Raw genomic sequence first — 25,071 nt, 5'->3', positions numbered from 1 at the left:
GGTCTGCAGGCCGAGGGTCGGAAGCAGTAGCGGTATGCCGTACGCCTTCAACGATTTGCTGTCTCGGCTCGTCGGATGCCGGCTGTATTCGGTGCAGTTCGTGATCGACTACGTCCAGCTCCGGTTCGATTCGGACGAGATCGACGACCAGCCGCTACTGAACTGCGACGTCTGGCCCGTCGTCCTCGCGTCGGGGCGGACGCTGAGCAACGGCATGGACGGGTACTCAGATGCGTTCAGGCGGCTGATCTGCCAGCGGGTGGTCCACACGTTCGAACAATCGGCGAGTGGCCTCAGGATCGAGTTCGAATCGCTGGCTTTGGTTTTCCGTCCCGAACCTGGCGAGATCCAGGGTCCGGAAATCGCGTCGTTGTTCGGGTTCTTAGATCGTCGCTGGATGACTTGGCGACCAGGCGAAGAAGCATTCGAGTACCTGTCAGGCGATTCCGAGGGCTGAGGCGGTCAAGCGCCAGAGGCGGTCGGCCGCTTGCTGTTGGTCGGCTGGGGGTGTCGCTCGCAGTTGCTGGGCGATGCCGTGGCGTAGGCCGCCGATGACGTAGGCGCCTGCGCTGGCGGGGTCGAGGGTGGTGGGGAGCTGGCCGAGGGATTGGCCGTGGCGGATGTTGTCGGCGGCCATGGCGCTCATGGTTTCGATGTGGACGGCTTCTAGTTCGGCGAGGTCGGGGTCGAGGGCGGCGCGGGTCAGCAGGATGGGGGCCAGGGGGTCGGCGAAGTGGTAGGCGACGAAGAGGTGGGTGCGTTCGCGTTCGCGGGTGGCCCAGTCGGCGTCGGCGGGGAGGTGGGCGTCGGCGATGGCGTGGCGTAGGCCGTCGTAGAAGCCGTCGTAGATCGCGGCGAGGAGGCCGCTCTTCGAGCCGAAGTGGTGGTAGAGCGCGCCGGTGCTCAGCTTGGCCCTGCGGGTGAGCGCGCTCAGTTCCAGTACGCCGTTGCCGCGGACCAGTTCCTCGCGTGCGGCGGTGAGTAGTTGTTGACGTCCGATCGGGGCCCGTGCCATATTCGAAACATAACAGAACTCAGTTATGTTCAAGGAGTCGCCGTGAGCAGCGAAGTGTCCTCGTTGACGGATTTGGGTGGCGATCTGGCCGGCACGTACCGGCGGACCGTGAGCAGTGGGACGGCGATCGATCCGGCTCTCGCCGAGGCGGACCTGGCCGCGGTGCTGCGCGACGGGTATGTCGTCCTGCCGGACCTGCTCACGCCGGACCAGCTGGACGGCATCCGCGAATCCGTGGGCCCGCTGCTGGATCGGCACGGGCGCAATCACTTCGAGGGTCATACCACCCAGCGGGTGTACAGCGTGCTGAACAAGACGGCTAGCTGTGACCGCATCGCCGACCATCCCCGAGTGCTGGCGCTGCTCGATAGGCTGTTCCTGCCGAACTATCTGCTGTCGATGCTGCAGGTGATCAACATCCTGCCCGGTGAGCAGGCGCAGATGCTGCACACCGACGACGGCTTCTACCCGATTCCGCGCCCGCGAGCCGCGCTCGGGGCGGCCACGATCTGGGCGATCGACGACTTCACCGCCGACAACGGCGCCACCGACATCATCGCGGGCAGTCATCGGTGGGGCGATCGGCTGCCCGCGGAATCCGATCGCGCGCCCGTGGTGATGTCGGCGGGTTCGTGTGTGTTCTTCCTCGGCACCTTGTGGCACGGCGGTGGCGCCAACCGAAGCGATCGGCCGCGCTTGGCCGTGACCGCGCAATACTGTGAGCCGTGGCTGCGCCCACAGGAGGCGTTCACGCTCTCGACCACCCGGGACACCGCGCGCCGGGTGTCCGAAGACCTTCGGCGCATGCTCGGCTACAGCATCCACCCGCCCTTCATCGGTCAAGTCGACGGCATGCATCCGAAGCGGCTGCTGGAACCCGGCGCCCAGGCGCTGTAATCCGGTGCGCCGGAGGTGGATCGGCCTAACCCAATTCGAGTTCGATCGCGCCGGTGAGAAGTTGGCGGGCTCGGGTAAGGTCGAGGGAGCCGCTGTGCCAGCGTTCACTGAGGCCTTCGACCAGGGCTGTGAGGCGTTCGGCGGTGGCCGTGGCGTCGACTGTCGCGGCGACGGTGCCGAGGTCTTGGGCTTCGCGAATCAAGGATTCCACGTCGGTGTTCCAGGCTTCGGTGGTGGTGCGCAAGGGTTCGCGGAGGTCGGGGTTGAAGGCGGCACTGGCGCGCAACTCACCCCAGGCGATGCTGGTCTCGCGGACTTCGGGGGTGTCCTGGAGTTCGCGCAGGAGCATGTGTTCGAGCTGGGTGCGTGGGTCGGTGGTCGGGGTGTCGGTGTAGGACTGGGCGCGGTGGTTGATGTGTTCGAGGGCGGCGTGCAGGATGCCCGCGCGGTCCTTGAAGTGGTAGTAGATGAGGGCCGTCGACACTTCGGCCGCGGTGGCGAGTTTTTCGACACGCAGACCGCGCACGCCGTCCTGGGCGATGACGCGGACGGCGGCTTCCAGGATCTGGGTACGGCGTTCCGACACGGTTCCTCACAGTAGGGGCCGGGTGTCCGGCGGCGAATCCGCCGGGGTGGCTCAGTCGACGGGTTCCTGCTGGGTGGTGCAGTGGATACCGCCGCCACCTGCGGCGATGCCGTCGATATTGATCTGCACCACGTCGCGGCCGGGGAACAGCCGCGTGAGGGTGGCCGCAGTGGCGCTGTCGGCGGCGGGGTCGCCGAACTCGGGGGCGATGACGGCGCCGTTGCAGACGTAGAAGTTGATGTAGCCCGCGGCGAAGTCGTCGTTCTCGAACCGCTCGCGCACCGTCGACGGGCCGGTCAGCACCTCCACCTGGAGGGGGCGGCCGTGGACGTCGGTGGCCGAGCGCAGGATGTCGAGGTGGCGCCGGGTGACGTCGTAGTCGAAGGAGTCCGGGTCGTTGTCGAGTCCGGCGACGACCACGCCGGGGCCGGTGAAGCGGGCGTAGAAGTCGGTGTGGCCGTCGGTGATGTCCTGGCCTGCGATGCCGGGTAGCCAGATCACCTTCTTGATGCCGAGCAGGTAGTCGAGTTCCTCCTCGACGTCGCGCTTCTTCCACCCAGGGTTGCGATTGTTGTTGAGCACGCAGCTTTCGGTGATGATCGCGGTGCCCTCGCCGTCGACCTCGAGCGCGCCGCCTTCGAGCACCAGGTCGGTGTGCCGGGTTTCGACACCGGCGCGGGCGGTGACGAACTCCGCGACCTTCGCGTCGGCGCGATACTCCTGCTTGTCGCCCCAGCCGTTGAAGTTGAAATCGACACCGGCCTTGGTGTTTCCGCTGCGCACGAACACCGGGCCGGTGTCGCGCATCCACAGGTCGTCGAGGTCGGTGGGGATCAGTTCCACGTTCGCGGTGCCGATCAGGCGCTGGGCCTGCGCCATCTCCGTGGCGCGCACCAGCATGGTGACCGGTTCGAAGCGGGCGATCGTGGTGGCGATGGTGGCCAGATTGCGCTGCACCTCGGGCACCAGGTCCGCGCCCCAGATCCGCTCATCGGCCGCGAAGGCCATCCAGGTGCGCTTGTGCGGCTGCCCCTCCTCGGGCATGAGCCAGGTCCTTCCGTCGTCGTCGACCGGTGTGCTGGTGTCGTCACAACCGGCCCACAGCACACTGCTGAGCGCGGCCATCGTGGTCTGGACGAATGTGCGTCGTCGCATCTGTCTGCTCCTTCCGAGCTATCGACCACGGTAGACCCTGACTGAAAATTTAGTCAAGGTGGCACCTTGGTGGGGATTTCGCACACCTTCGGGGGAGCGGGCTCAGCACTCTGGGCCCTGACGGCGGCGTCCGATCCGGCGCAGAGTTGATCCTGTCACCGCACGCCAACCGGAGGTTCCGATGTCGAACATCAGCACCAACGCCCACCCGGCGCAGCGTCGTGTCTCGGTGTCGACCGGTGACGGGGTGCGACTCGCGGTTCGCGAATACGGGCGGAGCGACGCGGACCTGACGATCGTCCTCGTGCACGGGCACTGCCTGCGCACCGCGTCGTGGGCCGCCGTGCGCGCCGCCCTTGTGCGTGACTACCCCGGCGCGCGAGTCGTCTGCTACGACCATCGCGGCCACGGCGACTCGGCCACGGCGTCCAGGCAGACCTACAACCTCGAACAGCTCGGCCACGACCTGCACGACGTGATCGACGCCGTAGCGCCCACCGGGCCGGTCGTGCTGGTCGGTCATTCGATGGGCGGCATGACCGTGCTGACCTACGTCAGCCGATACCGGCACGAGGTCGGCACCCGCATCGTCGGTGTCGGACTCGTTGCGACCGCGGCGAGCGGCCTCGCCGACGCCGGTTTCGGACGGCTGCTGCGCAACCCGTCCATCTCCGTCTTCCAGGCGGCCGTCCGGCGCGCACCGCGCCTGATGCAGCACGCGAAGGTGCTGGCCTGCAAGGCTTTCGCCCCCGTCGTGCGCGCCGCCGAGTTCGGTGATCGCAAGGTCAGCCCCCAGGTGCTCGCGCTGGCCGAGGCGATGCACAACGCGACATCGATCGTGACGATGGCGAGCTTCCTGAGCGCTTTCAAGGACTTCGACCGCACCGATGCGCTGGCGCTGCTGTCGGCGATCCCCACCCTGGTTCTGTGCGGCTCCGCCGACCTGATGACACCCCCGTCGCATTCGGTCGCCATGGCCGCCGCGGTCGACTACGCGGACTTCGTGATGATCGGCGGCGCGGGCCACTCGGTGATCCTCGAACGGCCCCGGCTGGTCGCCGAGGCCATCGCCCGGCTGGTCGGCCGGGCGAGCGGCGAGCAGGTCGAGATCGGGAGCCTGGCGCTCGCCGCCTGACTAGGCGCTGACGCCCAGTGGCGGCCGATGCAGGACGAGCTTGGTCGTGTGGGCGCGGTAGGCGTCGGGGGCGTCGTCCCAGTCGGCCAGCATGGTCGTGACCGTCTCGGCGGGGAATCCGGTCCCGGCGATGAAGTCGAGCAGGTCCGGAAGATGCGGACGAACATGGGACACACCGATTTTCAGTGTCGCGTCGTTCGCGTACATGTGCATCAGCGGCACCTTGGTGCCCGGCGCGAGATAGTACCCGACCGGGGTGCAGATCCCGCCCGGCCGCAGGGCGCGCAGGGCCGCGTCGACACCCGCGGCGGTGGAGGTGCCTTCGACGGCGATGTCGTAATTCCGTGACGGCAGGTCGGCGCGGCGGAGTTTGCCCTTGGCGACCGGATGCGCTCGGGCGCCGAGCTTTTCGGCGATCGCGAGGCGTTCGGGCCGGTGGTCGACGTAGTCGACAACCTCGGCGCCGTGCGCGACCGCCAACCCGGCCGCGTAGAGCCCGATGCTCTGCGCCGCACCGGCGAGGACGAGCACCGACCCGCCGGGACGCTCGGCGAGCGGGCCGACGACACAGCGCCACGCGTCGGTGAGATTGTCACTGGCGGCGGCGACCCGCAGCGGGTCCACCCCGTCGGGCACCCGCACCAGCATGTGATCGGCGTAGGGAATGCGCAGCAGGTCGGCGACCATGCCACCCCACGGTCCGCAGGCCGGGCCGAATCCGAACGCGGCCAGGGTGCTGGTCCGGGTCGTCGCGCATTTGGCGGTGAGCCCGCGCGCGCATTCGGGGCACTCACCGCACGACACCGCCCACGGCACGACAACGACGTCACCAGGGGTGAGGCCGGTGACATCGGCGCCGACCGCGACGACTTCGGCGATGCATTCGTGGCCGATGCCGAACGGGCCCCGAAACGGGACGTCCCCGCAGATGCTCGCGACCACCGGATCGATGAATCCGGCCCGCATGCCGACCTGCATCGCGCGGGATACGTGCCGGTGGATGGGCAGGGTGTCGCCGTCGCACCGCCCGGCGACGAACGGGCGGACGATCGCGTCGCACGGCCCCTGCAAGACCGGGTCGGGTCGTTCGCGCCAGGCGAGACGGTGGGCGCGGACGAGTTGCAGCTCGCGCATTACCCGCGTTCTCCGGCCGCCAGCGCTTTCAGTTCGGCGAAGCGGATGATGTTGCCCCCGGCGCCCCAGGTGCCCTCGGGCTGTTCATGGATGAGGACCCACACCCGCAGCGCGTCGGCCTCGGTGAGTCCGGCGGCAGCGAGGACGTCGTCGGTCACCTGCTTGACCAGGCCCGCTTTACGGCGGTCGGACAGCGCTCCCTCGGGGACGGTGGCGTCGACCCGGAAGCGCGGCAGGTCGTCCTCGGCGGTGCCGAAGGCGCCCGTAGGGACCTCGTGGATCAGGCACCAGGCCTGAGCGCGGAAGAAGGCGGTATCGGGTGCGCCTTCCCAGGTGAGCAGGGTGGCGGCGAGCGCCTTCTGCAATTGCTGCCTGACCTCGCCGGACAGGACGTCCGCGGGCAGCGTGAGCTGGATCATCGGCATGGGGAACACCTCCGTTATAACGACTGTTATAAGTTGGGGACGGTACGCTATGACAGTCGTTATGGTCAAGGGAGGTGCTGGATGGCGCAGTCGGATGCGCGCGATCGATTGGTGGCCGGTGCCGCCGATATGCTGCGGCGTCGCGGCCTGAACGCGACAAGCGTGCGAGAGCTGGCCAAGCACTCCGGCGCGCCCCTCGGCTCGACCTATCACTACTTCCCCGGCGGCAAATCGCAGCTGGCCGCCGAGGCTGTTCGTCTGGCGGATGCGCTGACGGTGCGCAAACTGGCCACCGAGTTGCCCGCCGGTCCGGTCGACGGCCTGCGCGCCTTCGTCGGCATGTGGCGAAAGATCCTGGTGGACAGTGATTTCGAGGCCGGCTGCCCGGTGCTGGCGGTGTCGGTGGAGGACCAGCCTGCCGACGACGACGAACCCCGGCGCGCCGCCGCCGAGGCCTTCGATCATTGGACCGACCTGCTCGCCGGATCCCTGCGCGACCACGGCGCGACCGCCGACGCGGCCGATCGGACCGCGACCCTGATCGTCGCCGCGATCGAGGGCACCGTCGCCATGTGCCGGGCCCAGCGCAGCACCCTCCCGCTCGACCGCACCGCCGACGCCCTGGAAAGCGTCGTTCGTGCGGTCGTTGCGGACCTGCCGACCGAGTGACGGTGAATACGGCGCGGAACCCGGCCGAATTCGTTTCAACCATTCGAATTATCGGTTTCCCGCAGCCATTTGCGATATAGCTCGGTAATTCTGTAGATCAGCGCCCGGGGCCGGTCGCGGTATTTCTGGCGATGCGCTGGAAGGCGTCGGCGACGGTGTCGAGGGCTTTGTCGGTGACGGGCTCGACGAAGTGGACGCGGACTATTTTCTCGTGGCCGGGGAGAGCCGCTTCCACCGTGTGGGTGCCGGTGGGGGTGAGGTGGGCGATGACGCCGCGACGATCGTGCCGGTCCGGGCGACGCAGGACCAGATCGCGGGATTCCAGGGCTCGGACCAGGTGGGTGAGCTGGCTTCGGGAGACATGGACGCGGTCGGCGAGTGTGCTCATGCGCAGGGCGTGGTGCGTGGTGCGGTGCAGGGCGAGCAGAATCCGGAATTCGGGGAAGCTGAGGTTGTAGCCCTGTTCCAATTGGCGGTTCACGACCTCGTCGAGATTGGACTTTCCGGCAAGGTAGGTGCGCCACGCCAGGCGTTCCCGTGGTGTCAGCTCGTCGTCGCTCTCGTCCGTCGAGCGGGCACGCTCGTCCACCATGGAGCGGATGTTACCGCGTTGATGTCGATCACACCCATGACGCTGTGGCTATTTCCAGCCGTTACGAACTGCGATGTCGGCGGGTTCAAAGTTGAAGATTTCACTATTCGCTTCGCCGGGAATCCCGCTGCTCGGTTGGTGCGCATCCCTGCCATCTGAAAATCTTTGCGGCAGAGGTGATTTCACGATGGTTAGTTGCCGACATCGAGTTCCGGAAGCGAAATATGTTGTGTCAGGGGGTATCTGAGATGTGTGCTGGAGAGGACTGGGTCCGGCGGGTATCGCAGGCCGTTGTTCCGGTCCGGGTGGAGTTCGGGGCCACGGCGCGGTCGGTAGGGCGGATCGCATCCCAGCGCTTCACCGGCTTCGATCTGGCGGTGTTGCGGGCGGGGCCGCAAACGCTGCGGCGCGCCACCGGCGCGAGCCAGGCGCAGCGAGACGACGTGCTGGTGAGCATTCAGCTCGACGGATACGCCGAGATGGACCAGTCCGGGCAGACGGTCCAGGTGGGCCCGGGTGATCTGGTGGTCTACCGCGCGGGCGAGCCGTTCCGGTGGACCATGCGCGGCGACTGGGCGCAGGTCGTGCTGCGCCTGCCGCCGAACGCCTTCGCCGACACCCCGGAATTGCCGCTCCCACTGCACATCCCCGCCACGGGCGCGGGTGAGGTGATCGCCCGGTTCTTCGCCGGCGTCGCGGACCTGCGGCAACCCGAGCATGCCGCGACCCTGGCCACGGGCGGCCTGGACCTGGTCCGGTCGGTTGTCGGTATCTGCGCCCGGACGCAGGTGATCGCGAAGCCGGCGCGCGTGCTCTCCCGTGGCCAGGTGCTGGTGTTCCTCCGCAGGCACTTCACCGATCCGCGACTGACCGTCGACGGCATCGCCCGCGGCTGCCTGGTCTCGCGCCGGACCCTGCATCGAGCCTTCGAATCGCTGGGCACCAGCCCGGCGGCGATGCTGCGCAGGATGCGCGTGCGGCATGCCCGCCAGCTGCTGCTGCGCGACCGCGCGCGATCGGTCGCCCGGATCGCCGAGGCCAGTGGGTTCGCCTCGGTCCGGCAGTTCTACCGTGCCTTCCAGCTCGAAACGGGGATGACGCCGGGTGAATTCCGGGTGGTCAGGGCGACCGCGGTGCGGCTACCCGCCCGGCCCGAACTATCGATGACCGCGTGAGCTCGCGAGCATGGCGTGCGGACGGACCTCGCCGACGCGCGGGCGTTGCTGCCGTTCGAGTTCGGTGAAACCGGCCGCCCGCAGCAGTTCGGACATGTCGTCGACCGGCCAGCGATAGGCCGACGTCACTTTGTGCGGGAACATTTCCACGCTCTCGGCGCTGTCGAAGAATCCGATCACCAGTCGTCCGCCCGGTGCGAGAATCCGGCTGAATTCCGCCAGGATGTCGGGTAATTCGGCGGGTGCGAAGTGGATCAGCGAATACCACGCGAGCACGCCGCCGACCGTCGCGGTCGGGGCGTCGACGGCGCGGAGTGAATCGACACGGAACGGCACATCGGGGAAGTGGGATCGCGCGTGGGCGACGAACTCGGGGACGAGGTCGATTCCGGTGGCGGCGAGGCCTGCCTCGTGCAGGACGTGGGTGAAATGGCCGGGACCGCACCCGAGATCGAGGACCGGACCCTCGGCGCCCGCGAGGTGGCGCAGGACGAAGGCGGTGTCGTCGGGATCGAGGTCGGTGGGTCTGCTGAACAGGTCGATGTACAGCTCGTGGATCGCGCTGTAGGCCGTTCGGACGGTGGCGTCGGACACGATGTCGACCGTAGTGCGCCCTGCGTCGAGACAGTCACTGGACAGGGCATGCTCCAGCCGATGGATCGTTTGTGCCGGTGGGTCCCGGGTAGTCGAATGGGAGGAGCCGTACGTACTCCCCAGTCTTGGACGAAGGGATCCGACGATGCCGATCAAGCCTGTTCGCCGCGTTGCTCGCACGCTGCTGGCGACGACATTCGTAGCCGGAGGCGTCACCGCGTTGATGAACCCGAAACCGCGCGCCGCGGCGGCGACCGCACTGGCCGACAAGGGCAGGGCCGACCTGCCCGATTCGCTCGCCGCGCGAGTGCCCGACGATCCGAGCCGCTTCGTGCAGATCAATGCCGCCGTGCAGATCGCGGGTGGTCTGCTGCTGGCCAGCGGACGGGCGCCACGACCCGCCGCGCTGGTGCTGGCGGCGACGGTGGTGCCGGGGACGGTCACCGAGCAGGACTTCTGGGCCGAGTCGGATCCAGATCGGAGGGCGGCCAAGCGGGCGGGATTCCTCAAGGATCTCGGGCTGCTCGGCGGTCTGTTGATCACGGCGTCCGACACCGCGGGCAAGCCGTCGCTGGGCTGGCGGGCCAGGCAGGCGCTGGCGCACCGGGAACCGGGCGTCGCGGCCGAGAGCGCGGCCATCGTCGGCGCGGCCAAGGTCCGCGGCGCGCACCTGGCCGAAGTGACAGGCGAGCAGGGCGCCCATCTGGCCGACGTAGCCCGCGAACGCGGCCCGCAGCTTGCCGAAGCCGCCCGCGAACGGGGTGCGCAGTGGGCCGAGGTCGCGAAGGAGCGTGGGCCGGAGCTTGCCGAGACGGCGCGTGAGCGGGGCGCGCATCTGGCTGAGGTCGCCAAGGAGCGTGGTCCCGAGCTTGCCGAGGTCGCGAAGGAACGCGGTGTGCATCTGGCTGAGGTCGCCAAGGAGCGTGGGCCCGAGTTGGCCGTGGCGGCACGGCAACGGGGTGCGCATCTGGTCGAGGTGGCCAAGGAGCGTGGGCCCGTGCTGGCCGAGGCCGCCCGTGAGCGGAGTGCGCACCTGCTCGATGTCGCCTGGACGCGGGGCTCGCAGGCCGCCGAGGTGGTGCGGGACAGGGCGGAGCGGTTCGAGGAAGCCGCCAGGGAACACCGGATCTCCGCCCGCTGACGCCCTACGCCGCCGATCCGGCCGCCACAATCAGCGCCGCACCGATACCGGCGCCACGATCGAGGACTGCCCCGAGATCCGTGGTCTGTCGAATCCGTTCGCCGCGACGGAGAATGAACACGGGTCGGGCCGTGTCGCCGAAAAATGCACCGCGAGAACAGCGCAAAGAGGTCAATCCGCGCGAATCGGGCTCGGGGGGTAGTTTCGGCGTGAATACTGCATATTCGCAGTGCATTTCGGAGAGTGGGATTCATCTGATGTTGTCGGGTCGTGAAACGTCCAAGCCGTATGCCGTTCGAGCCGCCCTGGTCGGCGTCGCGGTGACGATCGGGCTGCTGGGCGCGGCGGCGCCCGCGTCGGCGCTGCCCGGCTCCGGCTCGGCGACCGGGTCGGCCACCGGATCCGCCGATCTGGCCTCGGGATCGGCCGGCGGTTCGGCGGCGGCGGGCGCGGCGGGTGCCGCCGGTGCCTACCTGACCTGGCAGTCGGCGCAGTTCATCCAGAAGACGATCCAGATGCTGCTCGCCGTTCCGCGAAACCAGCTGTAGGACAGTTACTTCCAGGCCCGTTCCCAGCGCTCGGCCGCCCAGTCCCGCACATCGGGACTGAGCGCGATCGCGGGGAGCAGCAGTGCGAAGCCGATGATCAGCACGGCCAGCCGGACCCACACGCTGAGTTCGCCGACGGCGCGCAGCAGCGCGGGCAGCACACAGAGCGCGGCGAGGACGACGAGGACGATCGCCGCGAGATTGCGGCCGGGGCCCGCGATCAGCGCGGCGCAGGTGCCGAAGCACAGGCCGAGGACCAATCCGCCGACGCCGACGAAGTAGTTGTCCCAGGCGAGCCAGCTCGGGCGGGTAGACCGTTGAGTGACCACGCGGCGGAGCTTAGCGCGCTCAGCTCTCCGTGCGCGGAGGTCTGGGCCACGGGTTCTCCTCGATCTGCTCCACCGAGCGATTGAACTTCCGCATGAGCCTGCTCAACTCGGTGACATCGTCGGCGTCCCAGTCGGCGACGACGGCGCCGATGCCCGCGGCGCGGTGCTTCTGATCCGAGGCCAGCGCGGCCCGGCCGTCGGCGGTGGCGCGCACCTTGCGGGCGACGCCGCCGTCGGGGTCGGGCACCCGCTCCACCAATTCCTGCTTCAGCATCGCGCCGACCTGGCGGTTGATCGTGGAGATGTCGAGCTGGAAGGCCTCCGACAGCTCGCGCAGGCTCAGCGGTTCGCTCAGCTCCAAGCGGGTGAGGATGAGGAACGCGGAGCGGTCGAGCAGGAAACCGGGTCGGCGGCGCGCCGTGGTGAGGGAGTGGCGCGAAATCAGGTTCAGCTCGAACACCAGGCGGGTGAACGGGGTGTCGTCGACAGGGCCGGAATCGGACATACGCCAACTATGTCGCGTGGATCACCGCGAAACCAAATTGTGTACGATACACATGCTGTGTACGGTGCATATTTGTGTCTGTTACCGCAGCCGACGTCACGCCGGCCTCTCCTGAAACCCGCGGCGTCTCGCCTGCCGTGCTCATCGCGGTGCTCAGTACCGTCGGCGTCGTCGTCTCGCTCATGCAGACGCTCGTCATCCCGATCATCCCGTCGCTGCCCGGCCTGCTGAACACCTCGGCGTCCAACGCCTCCTGGGTGGTCACCGCGACGCTGCTGGCCGGCGCGGTCTCCACGCCCATCGCGGGCAAGCTCGGCGACATGTTCGGCAAGCGGCTGGTGCTCGTCGTCAATCTCGGCTTCATGATCGTCGGCTCGGTGATCTGCGCGAGCTTCTCCTCGCTGCTGCCCGAGATCGTCGGCCGCTCGCTGCAGGGCGCCGCGGTGGGCGCGATCCCGCTCGGCATCAGCATCATGCGCGACGAGCTGCCCGCCGGGAAGGTCGGCGGCGCGATGGCCGTGATGAGCGCGACCCTCGGCGTCGGCGGCGCCGTCGGCCTGCCGTTCGCGGCGGTGATCGCGCAGAACGCGAACTGGCACATGCTGTTCTGGACCGCCGCCGGGCTCGGCGCGCTGTGCGCGGTGCTGGTGTTCTTCTTCGTGCCGGAATCGCCGGTGCGCACGCCGTCGAAGTTCGACTTCGGTGGCGCGGCGGGGCTGTCCATCGCGCTGCTCACGCTGCTGATCGGCATCACCAAGGGCGCCGACTGGGGCTGGGCCAGCGCCTCGATCCTCGGCCTGTTCGCCGCCTCGCTGGTGAGCTTCCTGCTCTGGGGTTTCTACGAACTGCGGCAGACCTCGCCGCTGGTCGACCTGCGGGTCTCGGCGCGGCCGCGGGTGCTGTTCACCAACCTGGCCTCGATCGCGGTCGGCTTCGCGCTCTACGGCATGTCGCTGACCTTCCCGCAGCTGCTGATGGCCCCCGAGGCCACCGGCTACGGCTTCGGTCTGTCGATGGTGGTCGCGGGCCTGGCGATGGCGCCGACCGGCCTGGTGATGATGCTGCTCTCGCCGGTGTCGGCGCGGCTGTCGGCGAAGAAGGGACCCAAGCTCACGCTGGCGCTGGGCTCCGCGGTGATCGGCATCGGTTACCTGTGCGCGGTGGTCATGATGGACAGCGTCTGGCAGATCATGCTGTCCTCGGTGATCGTCGCCGGTGGCGTCGGCCTGGCCTACGCCGCGATGCCCGCGTTGATCATGGGCGCGGTGCCGATCACCGAGACCGCGGCGGCCAACGGCCTGAACTCGCTGATGCGCTCGATCGGCACCTCGACCTCCGCCGCCGTGATGAGCGTGGTGCTCGCGCACATGACCGTGCAGCTCGGCCCGCATGTGCTGCCCTCGCGGGCGGGGTTCCACACCGCTTTCTTCATCGCGATGTCGGGCGCGGTGGTCGCGATCGTGCTGACCGCCTGCATCCCGGTTCGCAAGAGCGACTAGCGCTCAGTCCGGCACCGGCGAGAACACGACCAGCGACCATTCCCGCCGTGGGATCGTGTAGTCGAGGGCGTGCATGATCATCGTGATCGGCGCGCCGGTGTCCGGATGCCGGAACCGCTGCACCGGGCGGTCCAGATGGGTCGGCGCGTGCGGCTCGGTGGTCCAGAATTCGGTCCACTCCGCGGCCTGGGAGCAAGCGGCGACCAGCTCGTCGATCCGCCGCTGCGGCGCGACACCGGGGCTCATCACCCGGAAGCCGTAGACGCACAGGTGGACCTGGGTTTTCCAATCGAGCATCGCGGTGCGCGAGCGCGGGTCGAGCAGCATCCACTCGAGCAGCGTCGTGCCCGCGACCAGGCCGGGGAAGAACCGTTCCCACGCCGCGTTCGCCGCGACGATGTCGAAAGTCGAGTAGATCTGCAGGCTGGCGGGGTAGGGCATCGCGTTCAGCAGGACGAGATCGGCGGCGGGCACATCGCCCGCGATGTCGGGTGGTGGGCTGTCGTAGCGGTCGGCCAGTGACAGCGACACCAGGTGGTCGCGGAACAGGTCCGGCACCTCCAGCGCGTCGAACAGCGAGGTGAGGGCTTCCAGGGTCGGTGTGCGCGTGCCCTGCTCGATCTTCTGGATGAGCGCGGGTGAGATGCCGGCCGCGGCGCTGAGCGCGGCACGGGTCAGCCCTGCCGATTCCCGGCGTTCGCGCAGGTAGCGCGCAATCGGCGGATACGGGTTGTCCACGTTCGCAATCCTCTTTCGGGCCGGTGGGCACAGGGGCAATCGGCAGGAAGGGCCGGGAAAGAGACTAGGTGGTTGTCTTCGGCACCAGGACAACCAAGGACCAGTTGCGGCGTGGCAGTGCGAATTCCAGGTTGTGCATCGCCAGCGGCGTCGGTTCGCCGGTGTCGACGTCGCGCACCAGTAGTTCGGGGTCCTCGATGCCATAGGGCGGGCGCGGCTCGGTCGTCCACAGCCGGTTCCACTCCGGGGCCTGGGAGCAGGACGCGACGATTTCGTCGATCCGCGCCTGCGGCACCAGGCCCGGGCTGGTCACCCGGAAACTGAAGACGCTCGCGTGGATCTGTCGCTCCCATTCCAGGACGATCGAGCGGGCCGCCGGGTCGAGCAGCATCCATTCGAGCAGCGTCGTTCCCGGCGCCAGCCCGGGAAACTGCCGCGCCCAGGCGGCGTTGATCGCCAGGACGTCGAAGGTGGGGAAAACCTGCAGGCTGGCCGGATGGGTGATGCTGTCGAGGAGCTTGCGCTCGGTCGCGGGGACAGCAGCATCGACCGGTGCCGGTTTGTCGTATCGATGCGACAGCGACAGCGACACGAGGTGATCGCGGAACGGGTCGGGGATCGCCAACCCGTCGCACAGCGCGGTCAGCGCCTCCAGCGTGGGGGTGCGGGTGCCCTGCTCGATCTTCTGGATGAGCGCGGGCGAGATGCCCGCGATGGCGCCGAGAGCCGTTCTGGTCAGCCCGGCGGATTCGCGGCGCTCGCGAAGGAAGCGCGCGATCGGTGCATGCGGGTCTTCCACGCCACTTCCTCTTCAGGTCGCTGGGACAAATTGGGACAGTCGTCTAGCTTGACCGACAGTAAAGCGTTCGCAAAAATTCTCACAGCCGGGCGGGAAAACCGCACGGCTACCAGTCCAGCGCGGCGCGGTGCTCCATGCCGCAGTATGCGCTGGTCAGGTCGGTGGGTTCCGGAGCGGTACGTGTTCGAGACCACGTCCGCGCCGCGCGCGTGGACGTCGCCGGAGGGGACGGCACGCACGCTGGATGCGCGCCGAGAGCGTGGTAGCGAGCCGATACCCGGGTGGCGCAGGGGTCCACCCGGTGATCGTGCTCCCACCCGGCCCGCTCCGGAGCCCACTATCCCGTGACCCGATCTGGGAACCACGGGCGCCCCCGGTTCGTCTTAGAGAGCAGAAGACAGAACGAAAGCGGGGGACGATGACGCAAGTACAGGCCAGACCTGCCGGCCGCACAGCGCGCTGGCTGCTCGGGATCTCCGGGCTGCTCGCGGCGACGGCCGTGGTGGTCGTCGGACTCGTGTGGTGGCAGCACGATTGGGGCGAGCCGTTCCCGGCACTGGACAGCGAACGCCTCGACGAACAGCAACTCGCCCTGGTCGAGGTGCTGCGCCGCGAATACGAGCACCCCGGCGACGGGCCGAAATACGCCGAGGGCGTCGAGGAGGCCTGGTGCGCCGACTTCGTCAGCTGGACGATGCGCGCGGCAGGCAGGCCGCTGGCCAACCCGAACTCCGGTTCGTGGCGCATTCCCGGCGTCTACACGCTGCAGGAGTACTACCAGAGCGTCGGCCGATTCACGCCCGGCGACGTCGGCTACCGGCCCCGCCTGGGTGATGTGGTGCTCTACGGGCCGTCGAGCCCGCTGGGTCAGCACACCAACATCGTGCTGAAGGCCGACGGCGATTCGATCACCACCATCGGTGGCAACGAAATGGGCTCGATCCGGGTCCGGACGATCGAACCCGCCGAGACCGCCGATCTGGTGGGCTACGGGCGTTTCTGAAATCGATTGTCGCTCAAGACAACTGCCATGATCCTCCGACGGCGGTCCCTCGCGGGTACCCGTACGATGGAGTCGGTGGCGCCCGGCAGCGCCCCGGCCGACCCCTCCGTCCTGCTTCCCCCTCATCGGCAGGACGGGGGAGTTGTGCCACCGACCGGGGGTTTCCCTTCGTCACGTACCGTGTCCGATGTGCGCGAGAAGGTGGCCGGGGAGGCACGGCGAGACCCGAAGTGGATCGAGTATGCCGATTTCGGCGAGCGTTTCGTCACCTACGCGGTGACCGAGGAGCGCATCGCGGCGGCCGTAGCGGGCATGAGCGGCCGTGGTGTGACGATCGGACCGTTCTCGCTCGGCCCAGCCGGACTGGCCGGTTTCGTCGCCGAGGGAACGCTCGGGACACCCGTCGTCACCCGCAACCCCGGTGACGCGCTGACCTTCGGCGTGCGGGTGCCGCTGACGCTGGCCGTCAACCTCGTGCTCGGCGGCCGCAAGCTGGGCCTGGCCGCCGTGGTGGAGATCGGGCTGACGCTGCACGCGCGCACCGCGCAACCGCTGCTGGTGGTGATCGACGTGGCCCCGGTGACCGCCAGGGACGTGAGTTTCACGCTGCGCGCCGAGGCCATCGACACCGCGTGGGAAATGCTGCTCGACCCGATCGCGGGCCTGGTGCAGCGCGAGGTCGCCAGCCGGGTCAACGCCATCGTCGGCGATCCGAAGGTCCGCTCCGAGCGGGTCTTCGACATCGAGGCGATCCTCGACGGCTACCGCTCACCGCATCGCCACGACACCGTCTTCGAGTGGATCGACTTCCGCGAGTTCGGCCTGCGGTTCTTCGCCGACATCGTCACCAGGGACCGGGTGCACGACGTGGTCGCGCAGATGGCGGGCAGCGAGATCGTGGTCGGCCCGCTCGCCGAGGGCCCGCGTGGTGCGGCCACGGTGACCGTGCGCGGCGCGATCGAGCAGCCGCGCGTCATCGATCGCGGGGTGGGGGAGCCGGGCGCCGCGCGCGTGTTCGACATGACGCTGCCGGTGGGGCTCGACATCACCGTCGACGTGCTCAAGGCCAACCACTATCGTGCCGATCTGGAGATTCCGCTGGTTCTCACGGCCAGGGCCGCCGAGCCGCTGCAGATCGTCATCGATGTGCCGCCGCCCGCGATCGAGGACATCTCGATGGAGTTCACGGCGAAAGGGCTGCGCGCGGCCACGCTGGCCCGGCTGGCCGGGATCAAGCGGCAGGTGGTGGCGCAGGTCGTCGCCGTGGTCAGTACCGAGCTGGCCGACTCGACGCGCCGCACCATCGACGTGGGCGCGGCCATCGACAGCGCCACCTGACTCGTGTGACCACTGGGACGAAAGTGACTTTTGGTTCTAGCGGTTCCCCTGGGGTTGTGGTGAAATGAGTGAACGTTCGAGGCTCCCGGCGCGCAGGATTCGGGGAAGGCGCGCCGGGCACGCTGCCGGTTGAAGGTCGGGTTGCGCGAAGGAGTCCTGCGATGCGTTCTGTTCCGGTGACCCGGCGGGAATTCTTCGGATTCACCGCCGCCGCGGCCGCTGTCGGTCTCGGTGTGGCCGCCGCGCCCGCCGCGGCCCGATCCTTCGGCACCCTCGTCGACTACGCCGCGGGCGTGCCGTCCGCCGAGGCGATCAAGGCGGCCGGGCACATCGGGGTGATCCGCTACGTCTCCGACCGCAGGCCGGGCGCGGAATGGATGGAAGGCAAGCCGCTGCTGGCCGCCGAGGTCGAGGACCTGTGGTCAGCGGGGTTGGCGATCGTGTCGAACTATCAGTTCGGCAAGGGCCCGACGGCCGACTGGCGCGGTGGACTGGAAGCGGGCAAACAGCACGCCGAACGCGGCTGGGCGCTGCACACCGCGGCGGGCGGCCCCGACACCGCACCGATCTACGCCTCCATCGACGACAACCCGTCCGAAACGGAATTCGACGAGATGATCGCGCCCTACATCGAAGGGTGGCAGTCGGTGCTCGGCCCCGAACTCGTCGGCATCTACGCCAACACCCCGACGATCGACCGCGCCCTCGACGCCGGCCTGGGTTCCTGGTTCTGGCAACACAATTGGGGCACCCCGAAGGGGTACGTGCACCCCGGTGCGCAGCTGCACCAGTTCGAGATCGACAAGCGCGCCATCGACGGCGTCGGCGTCGACCTGAACCGGGTGCTGGCCGTGGACTACGGCCAGTGGTGAACTCGCCGCCCCCGGCAGTTCTCCCGGAGGCGGCGAGGTGACATCAGCCGACGGCGGTTCCCTCGAGCTCGACCAGCTGGCCGGGAATCGCCAGCCGGGTGACCCCGAGCATCGTGGTCGCCGGTGCCACCCCGGCAGCGCCCAACCGTGCCGCCAGTACGCCGTAGTGCTGGAACAGCAGATCGACATCGGTGGTGTAGACGTTGAGCCGGACCAGGTTCGCCAACGACATACCGGCTTCGTCGAGAACACCCTCCACGTTGTCCAGACTCAGCGCCAGCTGGGCCGCCATGTCACCGTCGTGCTCGGGCTTGCCCTCGCTGCTCATCGCGGTCTGCCCGGAGCAGTACAGGGTCCGGGTGTGTCCGGAGACGAGCTCACCCTGGTTGAATCCCATCTCCACCGACCACGTCACCGGGTTGACTGCCGTTCGTTCCACTGCCACATCAGCTCCATTCGATTCGTCGAAGTACGTGGTGGTAAGCCTCCCAACGAATCACGACATCCTGTGTCGTGTATTCCCGGTAGATTTTTCGTATGCGCGCGGACCGGTTGGTGTCGCTGGTGCTGCTGCTGCGCCAGCGCGGCCGGCTGACCGCGACCGAGCTCGCCGACGAGCTGGAGGTGTCCACCCGCACCGTGCTGCGCGATATCGAGGCGCTGTCCGTGGCCGGTGTCCCGGTCTTCGCCGAACGCGGCAGGCACGGCGGTTTCGCGTTGCTACCCGGGTTTCGGACCGAGCTCACCGGACTGAACCACGACGAGGCGCTGGCCCTGCTGGTCGCCGGATCGCGGCGCGGCGCACAGGCATTCGGCCTCGGCTCGGCGCTGGCGTCGGCGATGCTCAAGGTCGTCGACGCGCTACCCGAAAGCTATCGGGACACCGCGGCCGATGTCGCCGAGCGATTGCTCATCGACCCGGAGACCGATCTGCTGTCGCGTCGTCTGGTCGCCGAGGAGGTGCCCGGCACCATCTTGGCCGAGGTCCGGCGCGCGGTGTTCGCCGGAAACAAGCTGCGCATCCACTACGCGGCCATCGGCCAGGCCCCGACGTGGCGCACGGTGGACCCGATCGGCCTGGTCGTCGTGCGCGACCAGGGCTACCTGCTGGCCACGAGATCCGGCGCGGATCGCACCTACCGGCTGTCGCGGCTGTTGGCCGCCGAGGAACTCACCGAACCTGCCCAGCGACCGGACCGGGTCGATCTGGACCTGGCCTGGCAGGAACGCAGCACCCGGTTCCGGACCGGCGGCGACCAGATCGCCGTGCTGGTACGGGTGAACCCGGCGCGGCGGGAGGACCTGGTGGGTACCGCGCTGGCCGTCCGCATCGAGGAACCCGATGCAGACGGCTGGCTGCGGATGGAGGTGACCTTCCAAGATTCGCGACATGCCGAATGGGCGCTGTGGCAGCTCGGCACGGACGCGGAAGCCATGGCCCCGCGGTCGTTGCGCGGTGCCCTGCGCGACCGCGCCGCCGCGATCGCGACCCGCTACGAAGAGTCGTACCGGGACAGCTAGGTCTGACAGTGACAGGTCGGCGCGAGCCGCAGTTCCGGCTCGTCGTCGGGGACAACGCGCAGCGTCGGCCTGCCCTCGGGCGCGGCATGCACGCCGAGCCAGGACAGCAGCGACCAGCGCGACAAGCCCGACAGCGCCGAGCCGAGGCTCACGAACGAGCCGGAGGAGATCGCCGACCCGAACGAGCCGACCGAGCCGATGGACAGCACCGATCCGACCGAGCCGATCGACAAGATCGAGTAGGCCGAACCGATCGACAGGATCGAGCTTTCGGACCGAAACGACAAGATCGAGCGGCTCGAGTGCCTGCTTCGAATCGACCGACGCCTAATTCGCAAGGACATGGGTAACTCGCCGGGTAACTCCGACTGCGGCAGACATGCTGTCCGGCGGACCGGTCGCGAACGAACAACCTCCCCACGACCGGCAAGAGTCGCGGGGAGGCGGGGGAGCTTGGCTCGGGCCACGAGATACCTCATTCCTGACGGCGACTGGTATCTCTCGGTTTACACCTAGACGGTGAAGAAGCCCAGGGTCGGCAGGAAATTGCAGGTGCGCGGAGCGGCGCCCTCGGCCTGCGTGGTCAGCGAACCGGAGACGACGGCGACGACACGGCCGTGGCCGGTGCTCGCGATGGCCGACAGGGTGGCCGGGCCGCCCGGGTTGATCTTGGCCTCGTCGGTCAGCGTCTGCACCGCGGACTGGCGGGTGTCGAGGTTGAGCCACTGCACCGTCATCGGCGGGTTCTGCTCGGCGGTCGGCGCCTTTGTGCCGAGCGCGGTGAACACGAATCCGGCCTGACCGGCGGCGACGCCGGGCGGAGGCAGCTGGGCGGGACCGGCGACGGCCAGCGCGGTGCCGACCGAGTCGGCGCCGTCACTGATGCAGCCCTTGCCGATCGTCGGGTACAGGAACTGCGCGATGACCGGGCCGTCCTGCGGGATGTCGGGACCGCCGCCGCCGCTGCCGTCGAGGAAGGTGATGATCCGCTCGAGCGTGGCCTTGATGGCGGGCGGCAGGTTCAGGGTGGCCAGCAGGGCGCGCGCCTGGTCGAGCAGGGCGGTCTGCGGGCTCGCGACGTCGGCGGGGCCCGCGATCAGGCCCGCGACGGCGGGGGCGAAGGCGGCGAGCGCGTCGACCGGGACGCCCTCGGGCACCATCGGAACGCTGATCGGCGCGGCCTGCTGGGCAGGCGCGGGAGCGGCGATGGTCGACGCCGGCGCGGCGAGCATGGCGCTGGCCGCAATGGCGAGTGCGGTCGTTGCGATCCGCGATCCTCGGCTACGAAGCACTTGTCTAGCCGTCCTTACCTCGGTGTTGCGATGGGGCGAGGGTGTCGAGCCCTTCGATGTCGGGGTCACTCTAAGGACATGGCTGCCGTGTTGTACAGCCGCCTGGCCCATGGCGGCCCACCGACCGAGCCCAGATCATCGACGCTAGCCCTGACTGCTGTGACGACTGGGGATGTTGATGCAAATGTTACCGATGGTGTCGCGCGCCCGCGTCAACCCGTGCGCGTGGCCGCTCGCGCCCGCACGGTTAAGGTGATCGAAGCAACGCGACGCGGCGTAGACGCCACCCACACGACCGAAAGCCTGGCATTGAACCGACACCTCCGATGGGCTCTCGCGCTGCTCGGATTGTCCGTGCTCGCCAGGCTGGGCTGGATGCTGTTCGCGAAGAACGGGCTCAATGTCGTCGATCTGCACGTCTACGTCGACGGGTCGGCAGCGCTGCTCACCGACCGGCTCTACGACTTCACCTACGCGGAGAAGACGCCGGACTTCCCGCTGCCGTTCACCTATCCGCCGTTCGCCGCGCTGGTCTTCTTCCCGCTGCACTACCTGCCGTTCGCGGCGGTCGCGGTCGGCTGGATGCTGGCGACGGTCGCCGCGCTCTACGGTGTCATCCGGATCAGCTTCGAACTGCTGATCGGCGCCGAACGGGCCAAGCAGACGCGCTGGATCACCGCGGCGGTCGGGTGGACGGCGCTGGGCGTCTGGCTGGAGCCGGTGCGGACCACCATCGACTACGGCCAGGTCAACGTGTTCCTGGTGTTCGGGGCGATGCTGGCGGTGCGCAGTGCGCGCTGGTGGATCTCGGGCACGCTGGTCGGCGTGATCGCCGGCATCAAGCTGACACCGGCCATCACCGGCCTGTACTTCGTCGCCCGCCGCCGCTGGGCGACGGTGCTGTGGTCGGCCGCGGCGTTCGGGCTGACGGTCGGTGTGAGCTTTCTCATCAACGCGCACGAGGCGCGGCGCTACTTCGGCACGCTGCTCGGCGACGCCGACCGGATCGGGCCGGTCGGCTCGGTGTGGAATCAGTCGCTGCGCGGCACGCTGAGCCGGATCCTCGGCTACGACGTGCAGTCGGGGCCGTGGTGGATCGCGGCAGTGCTGGTCACGGCGGTGCTGGCGTTCCTCGCGTGGCGCACCCTCGGCCCGGACGACCGGCTCGGCACCCTGGTGCTGGTGCAGCTGTTCGGGGTGATGATCTCGCCGATCTCCTGGTCGCACCACTGGGTCTGGCTGATCCCGACCGTGCTGTGGCTGCTGTATGGGCCACTGCGCGCCCAGCGCACCGCGCGGATCATCGCCGGGTTCTGGGTGCTGACGATGCTGATCGGCGTGCCGTGGGTGCTCTCGTTCGCACAGCCGACCATCTGGACGATCCCGCGGCCGTGGCCGCTGGCCTGGCTGGGCGCGGTCGACGTCATCGGGGTGTTCGTGCTGCTCGGCTGGCTGATCTGGCACGGCCGCGACACCCTGCGCACGCAGGCGCGCGCCATCGCCCGTCGGCCCGCGGTCGAAGTTCCGGCGGGCTGAGGCTCAGCCGCCGACGATCTCGTCGATGGTGTGCGCGAGCGCGGTGTCGTTCGCGGTCAGGCCACCCACCGAGTGCGTGCTCAGAGTGAAACGCAGTGTGCGCCACCGGATATCGATGTCGGGATGATGGTCGGCCGCCTCGGCCGCCATGGCGACCCGGCGGACCAGGTCGATCCCTGCAGGGAATGAAGGAGCCTTGAATGTGCGGGTGATCGCGTCGCCGTCGCGCGACCACTCCGGCAGCGTCGCCAGGGCGATGGTGATCTCGGGGTCGGAGAGCAATGCCGGTTTACCCATACCAGCAGTTCTACGCCTCGTTCGGGCAGCACGCATCGCCCGCCGTCGATCAGCCTCAGGCCGCGCGCGCCTTCTTCAACGCCTTTTTGAGATCTTTACCGCACACTCCGGCGGCCTCGGCCTTCTTCATCCGCATGATGACGACGGGGCATTTGAAGCACCGCGTCTTCTTCCTGCAGCACTTTTTCTTAGGCTTGAGGCTGGAAACCTTCTTCGCCTTCACCTTGCCCATGCGGGTTAGCGTACCCTAAGTACAAAGCCTGACACGTGCGTGCCACTCTCGTACCGGTACGGTGTAACAGGCCGCGATGCCAGATGAATGCGCGCCAATACACCAACAGCAGGAGGATTGAGGCGTGTCGTCTACACGCGATTTTCGCAACGTCGCCATCGTGGCCCACGTCGACCACGGCAAGACGACGCTGGTCGACGCCATGCTTCGTCAGTCGGGCGCGTTCGCTGAGCGAGCCGAACTGGTCGACCGGGTCATGGACTCCGGAGATCTGGAGCGCGAGAAGGGCATCACCATTCTCGCCAAGAACACGGCGGTCCACCGCCACCATTCCGACGGTTCCGTCACCGTCATCAACGTGATCGACACCCCCGGCCACGCCGACTTCGGTGGCGAGGTCGAGCGCGGCCTGTCCATGGTCGACGGTGTCGTGCTGCTCGTCGACGCCTCCGAGGGCCCGCTGCCGCAGACCCGGTTCGTGCTGCGCAAGGCGCTCGCGGCCAAGCTGCCGGTGATCCTGGTCGTCAACAAGACCGACCGCCCCGACGCCCGGATCGAGGAGGTCGTCGAGGAGTCGCACGACCTGCTGCTCGACCTGGCCTCCGACCTCGACGACGAGGCCGCCGAAGCCGCCGAGCTGGCGCTGGACCTGCCGGTCCTCTACGCCTCCGGCCGCGAGGGCAAGGCCTCCAAGGAGCGTCCCGAGAACGGTTCGGCGCCCGACGCCGAGAACCTCGACGCCCTCTTCGACGTGCTCATGGAGAACATCCCGGCGCCCAAGGGCAACCCCGAGGCGCCGCTGCAGGCCCACGTCACCAACCTCGACGCCTCGGCCTTCCTCGGCCGTCTGGCCCTGGTTCGCGTGCACAACGGCGAGCTGCGCAAGGGTCAGAACGTCACCTGGATCAACGCCGACGGCGCCAAGCAGGTCAAGATCACCGAGCTGCTGCAGACCATCGGTGTCGAGCGTCAGCCGGGCGAGGTCGCCGTCGCCGGTGACATCGTCGCGATCGCCGGTATCCCGGACATCATGATCGGTGACACCCTCGCCGACGTCGACAACCCGGTCGCGCTGCCGCGCATCTCCGTCGACGAGCCCGCCATCTCGGTGGTCATCGGCACCAACACCTCGCCGCTGGTCGGCCGGGTGCAGGGCCACAAGCTGACCGCCCGCATGGTGAAGTCGCGCCTGGACCAGGAACTGATCGGCAACGTGTCGCTGCGCGTGCTCGACATCGGCCGTCCCGACGCCTGGGAGGTGCAGGGCCGTGGTGAGCTGGCGCTGGCCATCCTCGTCGAGCAGATGCGCCGCGAGGGCTTCGAGCTGACCGTCGGCAAGCCGCAGGTGGTCACCAAGACCGTCGACGGCAAGGTGCACGAGCCGTTCGAAGAGCTGACCATCGACTGCCCCGACGAGTACCTGGGCGCGATCACTCAGCTGCTGGCCGCCCGCAAGGGCAAGATGGTGCAGATGAGCAACCACGCCGCCGGCTGGGTGCGCATGGAGTTCATCGTCCCGTCGCGTGGCCTGATCGGTTTCCGTACGGTCTTCCTGACCGAGACCCGCGGCACCGGCATCGCCAACGCCGTCTCGCACGGTTACGCGCCGTGGGCCGGCGAGATCCGCGCCCGCCACACCGGTTCGCTGGTGTCGGACCGCGCGGGCACCGTCACCCCGTTCGCCATGATCCAGCTGGCCGACCGCGGTCAGTTCTTCGTGGAGCCGGGCTCGGACACCTACGAGGGCATGGTCGTCGGCATCAACCCGCGTGCGGAGGATCTCGACATCAACGTCACCCGCGAGAAGAAGCTGACGAACATGCGCAGCGCGACCGCGGACACGTTCGAGACCATGGCCAAGCCACTGCAGCTCGACCTGGAGCTGGCGATGGAGTTCTGCGCAGGCGACGAGTGCGTCGAGGTCACCCCCGAGGTGGTCCGCGTGCGCAAGGTGGTGCTCGGCGCCAACGAGCGTGCTCGCGACCTGTCGCGCCGCAAGGCGCGCGACCGCGCGGTGAGCAACTCCTGATCGAGTTCTGACAGT

Annotated in this window: 30 protein-coding genes; 14 read left to right on the top strand and 16 right to left on the bottom strand. The window is 68.5% G+C overall.

The window, feature by feature from the left end; translation table 11 throughout:
- Window positions 1-34 precede the first annotated feature (34 nt).
- Complete coding sequence (locus tag ACFVAV_RS00940) at window positions 35-457, top strand: hypothetical protein (RefSeq protein WP_379028196.1); 423 nt, start codon at window positions 35-37, stop codon at window positions 455-457.
- Here the strand turns inward: ACFVAV_RS00940 and ACFVAV_RS00935 are convergent.
- Window positions 437-1,015: a TetR/AcrR family transcriptional regulator gene (locus ACFVAV_RS00935; protein WP_379028194.1), complete on the bottom strand. Its 579-nt coding sequence runs from the start codon at window positions 1,013-1,015 to the stop codon at window positions 437-439. The two genes, ACFVAV_RS00940 and ACFVAV_RS00935, sit on opposite strands and share 21 nt — an antisense overlap.
- Before the next feature lie 42 nt (window positions 1,016-1,057).
- Here ACFVAV_RS00935 and ACFVAV_RS00930 point away from each other — a divergent pair, with 42 nt between their 5' ends.
- The gene (locus ACFVAV_RS00930) at window positions 1,058-1,912 is read left to right on the top strand and encodes a phytanoyl-CoA dioxygenase family protein (protein ID WP_379028192.1); all 855 of its coding nucleotides are present in this window, start codon (window positions 1,058-1,060) and stop codon (window positions 1,910-1,912) included.
- 25 nt (window positions 1,913-1,937) lie between these two features.
- Here the strand turns inward: ACFVAV_RS00930 and ACFVAV_RS00925 are convergent, their stop codons facing one another.
- Together ACFVAV_RS00925 and ACFVAV_RS00920 are read right to left on the bottom strand one after the other, a co-directional pair.
- Window positions 1,938-2,498, bottom strand: a complete 561-nt coding sequence (locus ACFVAV_RS00925) for a TetR/AcrR family transcriptional regulator (protein ID WP_379028190.1) — start codon at window positions 2,496-2,498, stop codon at window positions 1,938-1,940.
- A 51-nt stretch (window positions 2,499-2,549) separates the two neighbouring features.
- Window positions 2,550-3,653 carry an agmatine/peptidylarginine deiminase gene (locus tag ACFVAV_RS00920; protein WP_379028188.1) on the bottom strand — a complete coding sequence of 368 codons (1,104 nt, stop codon included), beginning with the start codon at window positions 3,651-3,653 and terminating at the stop codon, window positions 2,550-2,552.
- A 181-nt stretch (window positions 3,654-3,834) separates the two neighbouring features.
- On the opposite strand from ACFVAV_RS00920, the gene ACFVAV_RS00915 reads away from it, so the two are divergent.
- Window positions 3,835-4,788: an alpha/beta fold hydrolase gene (locus tag ACFVAV_RS00915; protein ID WP_379028186.1), complete on the top strand. Its 954-nt coding sequence runs from the start codon at window positions 3,835-3,837 to the stop codon at window positions 4,786-4,788.
- Here ACFVAV_RS00915 and ACFVAV_RS00910 read toward each other — a convergent pair whose 3' ends face one another.
- Window positions 4,789-5,922, bottom strand: coding sequence for a zinc-binding dehydrogenase (locus tag ACFVAV_RS00910; protein ID WP_379028184.1), 1,134 nt, complete (start codon window positions 5,920-5,922; stop codon window positions 4,789-4,791). It abuts the gene before it with no gap.
- On the bottom strand, window positions 5,922-6,347 hold the full coding sequence (locus tag ACFVAV_RS00905) for a 4-oxalocrotonate tautomerase family protein (protein ID WP_379028182.1): 426 nt from the start codon (window positions 6,345-6,347) through the stop codon (window positions 5,922-5,924). The genes ACFVAV_RS00910 and ACFVAV_RS00905 overlap by 1 nt, the downstream gene beginning before the upstream one ends.
- A gap of 81 nt (window positions 6,348-6,428) precedes the next feature.
- On the opposite strand from ACFVAV_RS00905, the gene ACFVAV_RS00900 reads away from it, so the two are divergent.
- Window positions 6,429-7,016, top strand: coding sequence for a TetR/AcrR family transcriptional regulator (locus ACFVAV_RS00900; RefSeq protein WP_379028180.1), 588 nt, complete (start codon window positions 6,429-6,431; stop codon window positions 7,014-7,016).
- Window positions 7,017-7,113: 97 nt separating this feature from the next.
- Here the strand turns inward: ACFVAV_RS00900 and ACFVAV_RS00895 are convergent, their stop codons facing one another.
- Window positions 7,114-7,608: a MarR family winged helix-turn-helix transcriptional regulator gene (locus tag ACFVAV_RS00895; RefSeq protein WP_379028178.1), complete on the bottom strand. Its 495-nt coding sequence runs from the start codon at window positions 7,606-7,608 to the stop codon at window positions 7,114-7,116.
- Between the two features lie 248 nt (window positions 7,609-7,856).
- Between ACFVAV_RS00895 and ACFVAV_RS00890 the strand changes: the two genes are divergently transcribed.
- Window positions 7,857-8,783, top strand: coding sequence for an AraC family transcriptional regulator (locus tag ACFVAV_RS00890; protein WP_379028176.1), 927 nt, complete (start codon window positions 7,857-7,859; stop codon window positions 8,781-8,783).
- Here the strand turns inward: ACFVAV_RS00890 and ACFVAV_RS00885 are convergent.
- Entirely contained in the window at window positions 8,766-9,377 is a 612-nt protein-coding gene (locus tag ACFVAV_RS00885; protein ID WP_379028174.1) for a class I SAM-dependent DNA methyltransferase, read from the bottom strand. The genes ACFVAV_RS00890 and ACFVAV_RS00885 overlap by 18 nt on opposite strands.
- Window positions 9,378-9,522: 145 nt before the next feature.
- On the opposite strand from ACFVAV_RS00885, the gene ACFVAV_RS00880 reads away from it, so the two are divergent.
- Both ACFVAV_RS00880 and ACFVAV_RS00875 read left to right on the top strand, forming a co-directional pair.
- Window positions 9,523-10,518 (top strand): DoxX family protein, encoded by a 996-nt coding sequence (locus tag ACFVAV_RS00880; protein WP_379028171.1) that lies wholly within the window; start codon window positions 9,523-9,525, stop codon window positions 10,516-10,518.
- A 257-nt stretch (window positions 10,519-10,775) separates the two neighbouring features.
- Window positions 10,776-11,066 carry a hypothetical protein gene (locus ACFVAV_RS00875; protein ID WP_379028169.1) on the top strand — a complete coding sequence of 97 codons (291 nt, stop codon included), beginning with the start codon at window positions 10,776-10,778 and terminating at the stop codon, window positions 11,064-11,066.
- 5 nt (window positions 11,067-11,071) lie between these two features.
- On the opposite strand, the gene ACFVAV_RS00870 is transcribed toward ACFVAV_RS00875, so the two are convergent.
- Both ACFVAV_RS00870 and ACFVAV_RS00865 read right to left on the bottom strand, forming a co-directional pair.
- Window positions 11,072-11,395 carry a hypothetical protein gene (locus tag ACFVAV_RS00870; protein WP_379028167.1) on the bottom strand — a complete coding sequence of 108 codons (324 nt, stop codon included), beginning with the start codon at window positions 11,393-11,395 and terminating at the stop codon, window positions 11,072-11,074.
- Between the two features lie 19 nt (window positions 11,396-11,414).
- A complete protein-coding gene (locus tag ACFVAV_RS00865) occupies window positions 11,415-11,900 on the bottom strand; it encodes a MarR family winged helix-turn-helix transcriptional regulator (RefSeq protein WP_379028165.1) in 486 nt (161 codons plus the stop codon).
- A 68-nt stretch (window positions 11,901-11,968) separates the two neighbouring features.
- Between ACFVAV_RS00865 and ACFVAV_RS00860 the strand changes: the two genes are divergently transcribed.
- Window positions 11,969-13,399: an MFS transporter gene (locus ACFVAV_RS00860; protein ID WP_379029874.1), complete on the top strand. Its 1,431-nt coding sequence runs from the start codon at window positions 11,969-11,971 to the stop codon at window positions 13,397-13,399.
- Window positions 13,400-13,402: 3 nt separating this feature from the next.
- Here the strand turns inward: ACFVAV_RS00860 and ACFVAV_RS00855 are convergent, their stop codons facing one another.
- Window positions 13,403-14,137, bottom strand: coding sequence for a helix-turn-helix domain-containing protein (locus ACFVAV_RS00855; protein ID WP_379028163.1), 735 nt, complete (start codon window positions 14,135-14,137; stop codon window positions 13,403-13,405).
- Between the two features lie 64 nt (window positions 14,138-14,201).
- Window positions 14,202-14,936, bottom strand: coding sequence for a helix-turn-helix domain-containing protein (locus tag ACFVAV_RS00850; RefSeq protein WP_379028162.1), 735 nt, complete (start codon window positions 14,934-14,936; stop codon window positions 14,202-14,204).
- A 418-nt stretch (window positions 14,937-15,354) separates the two neighbouring features.
- Between ACFVAV_RS00850 and ACFVAV_RS00845 the strand changes: the two genes are divergently transcribed.
- The 3 genes from ACFVAV_RS00845 to ACFVAV_RS00835 all read left to right on the top strand — a co-directional run bounded on the left by ACFVAV_RS00845 (window position 15,355) and on the right by ACFVAV_RS00835 (window position 18,149).
- On the top strand, window positions 15,355-15,939 hold the full coding sequence (locus tag ACFVAV_RS00845) for a CHAP domain-containing protein (protein ID WP_379028160.1): 585 nt from the start codon (window positions 15,355-15,357) through the stop codon (window positions 15,937-15,939).
- Between the two features lie 189 nt (window positions 15,940-16,128).
- Complete coding sequence (locus tag ACFVAV_RS00840; RefSeq protein ID WP_379028158.1) at window positions 16,129-17,277, top strand: hypothetical protein; 1,149 nt, start codon at window positions 16,129-16,131, stop codon at window positions 17,275-17,277.
- Between the two features lie 161 nt (window positions 17,278-17,438).
- The gene (locus tag ACFVAV_RS00835; protein ID WP_379028156.1) at window positions 17,439-18,149 is read left to right on the top strand and encodes a DUF1906 domain-containing protein; all 711 of its coding nucleotides are present in this window, start codon (window positions 17,439-17,441) and stop codon (window positions 18,147-18,149) included.
- Between the two features lie 43 nt (window positions 18,150-18,192).
- On the opposite strand, the gene ACFVAV_RS00830 is transcribed toward ACFVAV_RS00835, so the two are convergent.
- Window positions 18,193-18,588 carry a RidA family protein gene (locus ACFVAV_RS00830; protein ID WP_379029871.1) on the bottom strand — a complete coding sequence of 132 codons (396 nt, stop codon included), beginning with the start codon at window positions 18,586-18,588 and terminating at the stop codon, window positions 18,193-18,195.
- A 98-nt stretch (window positions 18,589-18,686) separates the two neighbouring features.
- Here ACFVAV_RS00830 and ACFVAV_RS00825 point away from each other — a divergent pair, with 98 nt between their 5' ends.
- Window positions 18,687-19,670, top strand: coding sequence for a helix-turn-helix transcriptional regulator (locus ACFVAV_RS00825; RefSeq protein WP_379028154.1), 984 nt, complete (start codon window positions 18,687-18,689; stop codon window positions 19,668-19,670).
- Here the strand turns inward: ACFVAV_RS00825 and ACFVAV_RS00820 are convergent.
- On the bottom strand, window positions 19,667-20,014 hold the full coding sequence (locus ACFVAV_RS00820; protein WP_379028153.1) for a hypothetical protein: 348 nt from the start codon (window positions 20,012-20,014) through the stop codon (window positions 19,667-19,669). The two genes, ACFVAV_RS00825 and ACFVAV_RS00820, sit on opposite strands and share 4 nt — an antisense overlap.
- 168 nt (window positions 20,015-20,182) lie before the next feature.
- Complete coding sequence (locus tag ACFVAV_RS00815) at window positions 20,183-20,962, bottom strand: hypothetical protein (protein ID WP_379028151.1); 780 nt, start codon at window positions 20,960-20,962, stop codon at window positions 20,183-20,185.
- 252 nt (window positions 20,963-21,214) lie between these two features.
- Between ACFVAV_RS00815 and ACFVAV_RS00810 the strand changes: the two genes are divergently transcribed.
- Complete coding sequence (locus ACFVAV_RS00810; RefSeq protein WP_379028149.1) at window positions 21,215-22,498, top strand: mannosyltransferase; 1,284 nt, start codon at window positions 21,215-21,217, stop codon at window positions 22,496-22,498.
- A gap of 3 nt (window positions 22,499-22,501) precedes the next feature.
- On the opposite strand, the gene ACFVAV_RS00805 is transcribed toward ACFVAV_RS00810, so the two are convergent.
- Together ACFVAV_RS00805 and ACFVAV_RS00800 are read right to left on the bottom strand one after the other, a co-directional pair.
- Window positions 22,502-22,795: a 4a-hydroxytetrahydrobiopterin dehydratase gene (locus ACFVAV_RS00805; RefSeq protein ID WP_379028147.1), complete on the bottom strand. Its 294-nt coding sequence runs from the start codon at window positions 22,793-22,795 to the stop codon at window positions 22,502-22,504.
- 55 nt (window positions 22,796-22,850) lie between these two features.
- Window positions 22,851-23,027, bottom strand: a complete 177-nt coding sequence (locus tag ACFVAV_RS00800; protein WP_302872448.1) for a hypothetical protein — start codon at window positions 23,025-23,027, stop codon at window positions 22,851-22,853.
- 124 nt (window positions 23,028-23,151) lie between these two features.
- Between ACFVAV_RS00800 and typA the strand changes: the two genes are divergently transcribed.
- On the top strand, window positions 23,152-25,056 hold the full coding sequence (gene typA, locus ACFVAV_RS00795) for a translational GTPase TypA (protein WP_379028145.1): 1,905 nt from the start codon (window positions 23,152-23,154) through the stop codon (window positions 25,054-25,056).
- Window positions 25,057-25,071 lie beyond the last annotated feature (15 nt).

Origin of the sequence: Nocardia sp. NPDC057663, assembly GCF_042799895.1 — a bacterium.
Taxonomy (GTDB): Bacteria; Actinomycetota; Actinomycetes; order Mycobacteriales; family Mycobacteriaceae; genus Nocardia.
The sequence above is the reverse complement of the archived record's forward strand: the minus strand, read 5'-3'. Positions and strand labels throughout refer to the sequence as shown.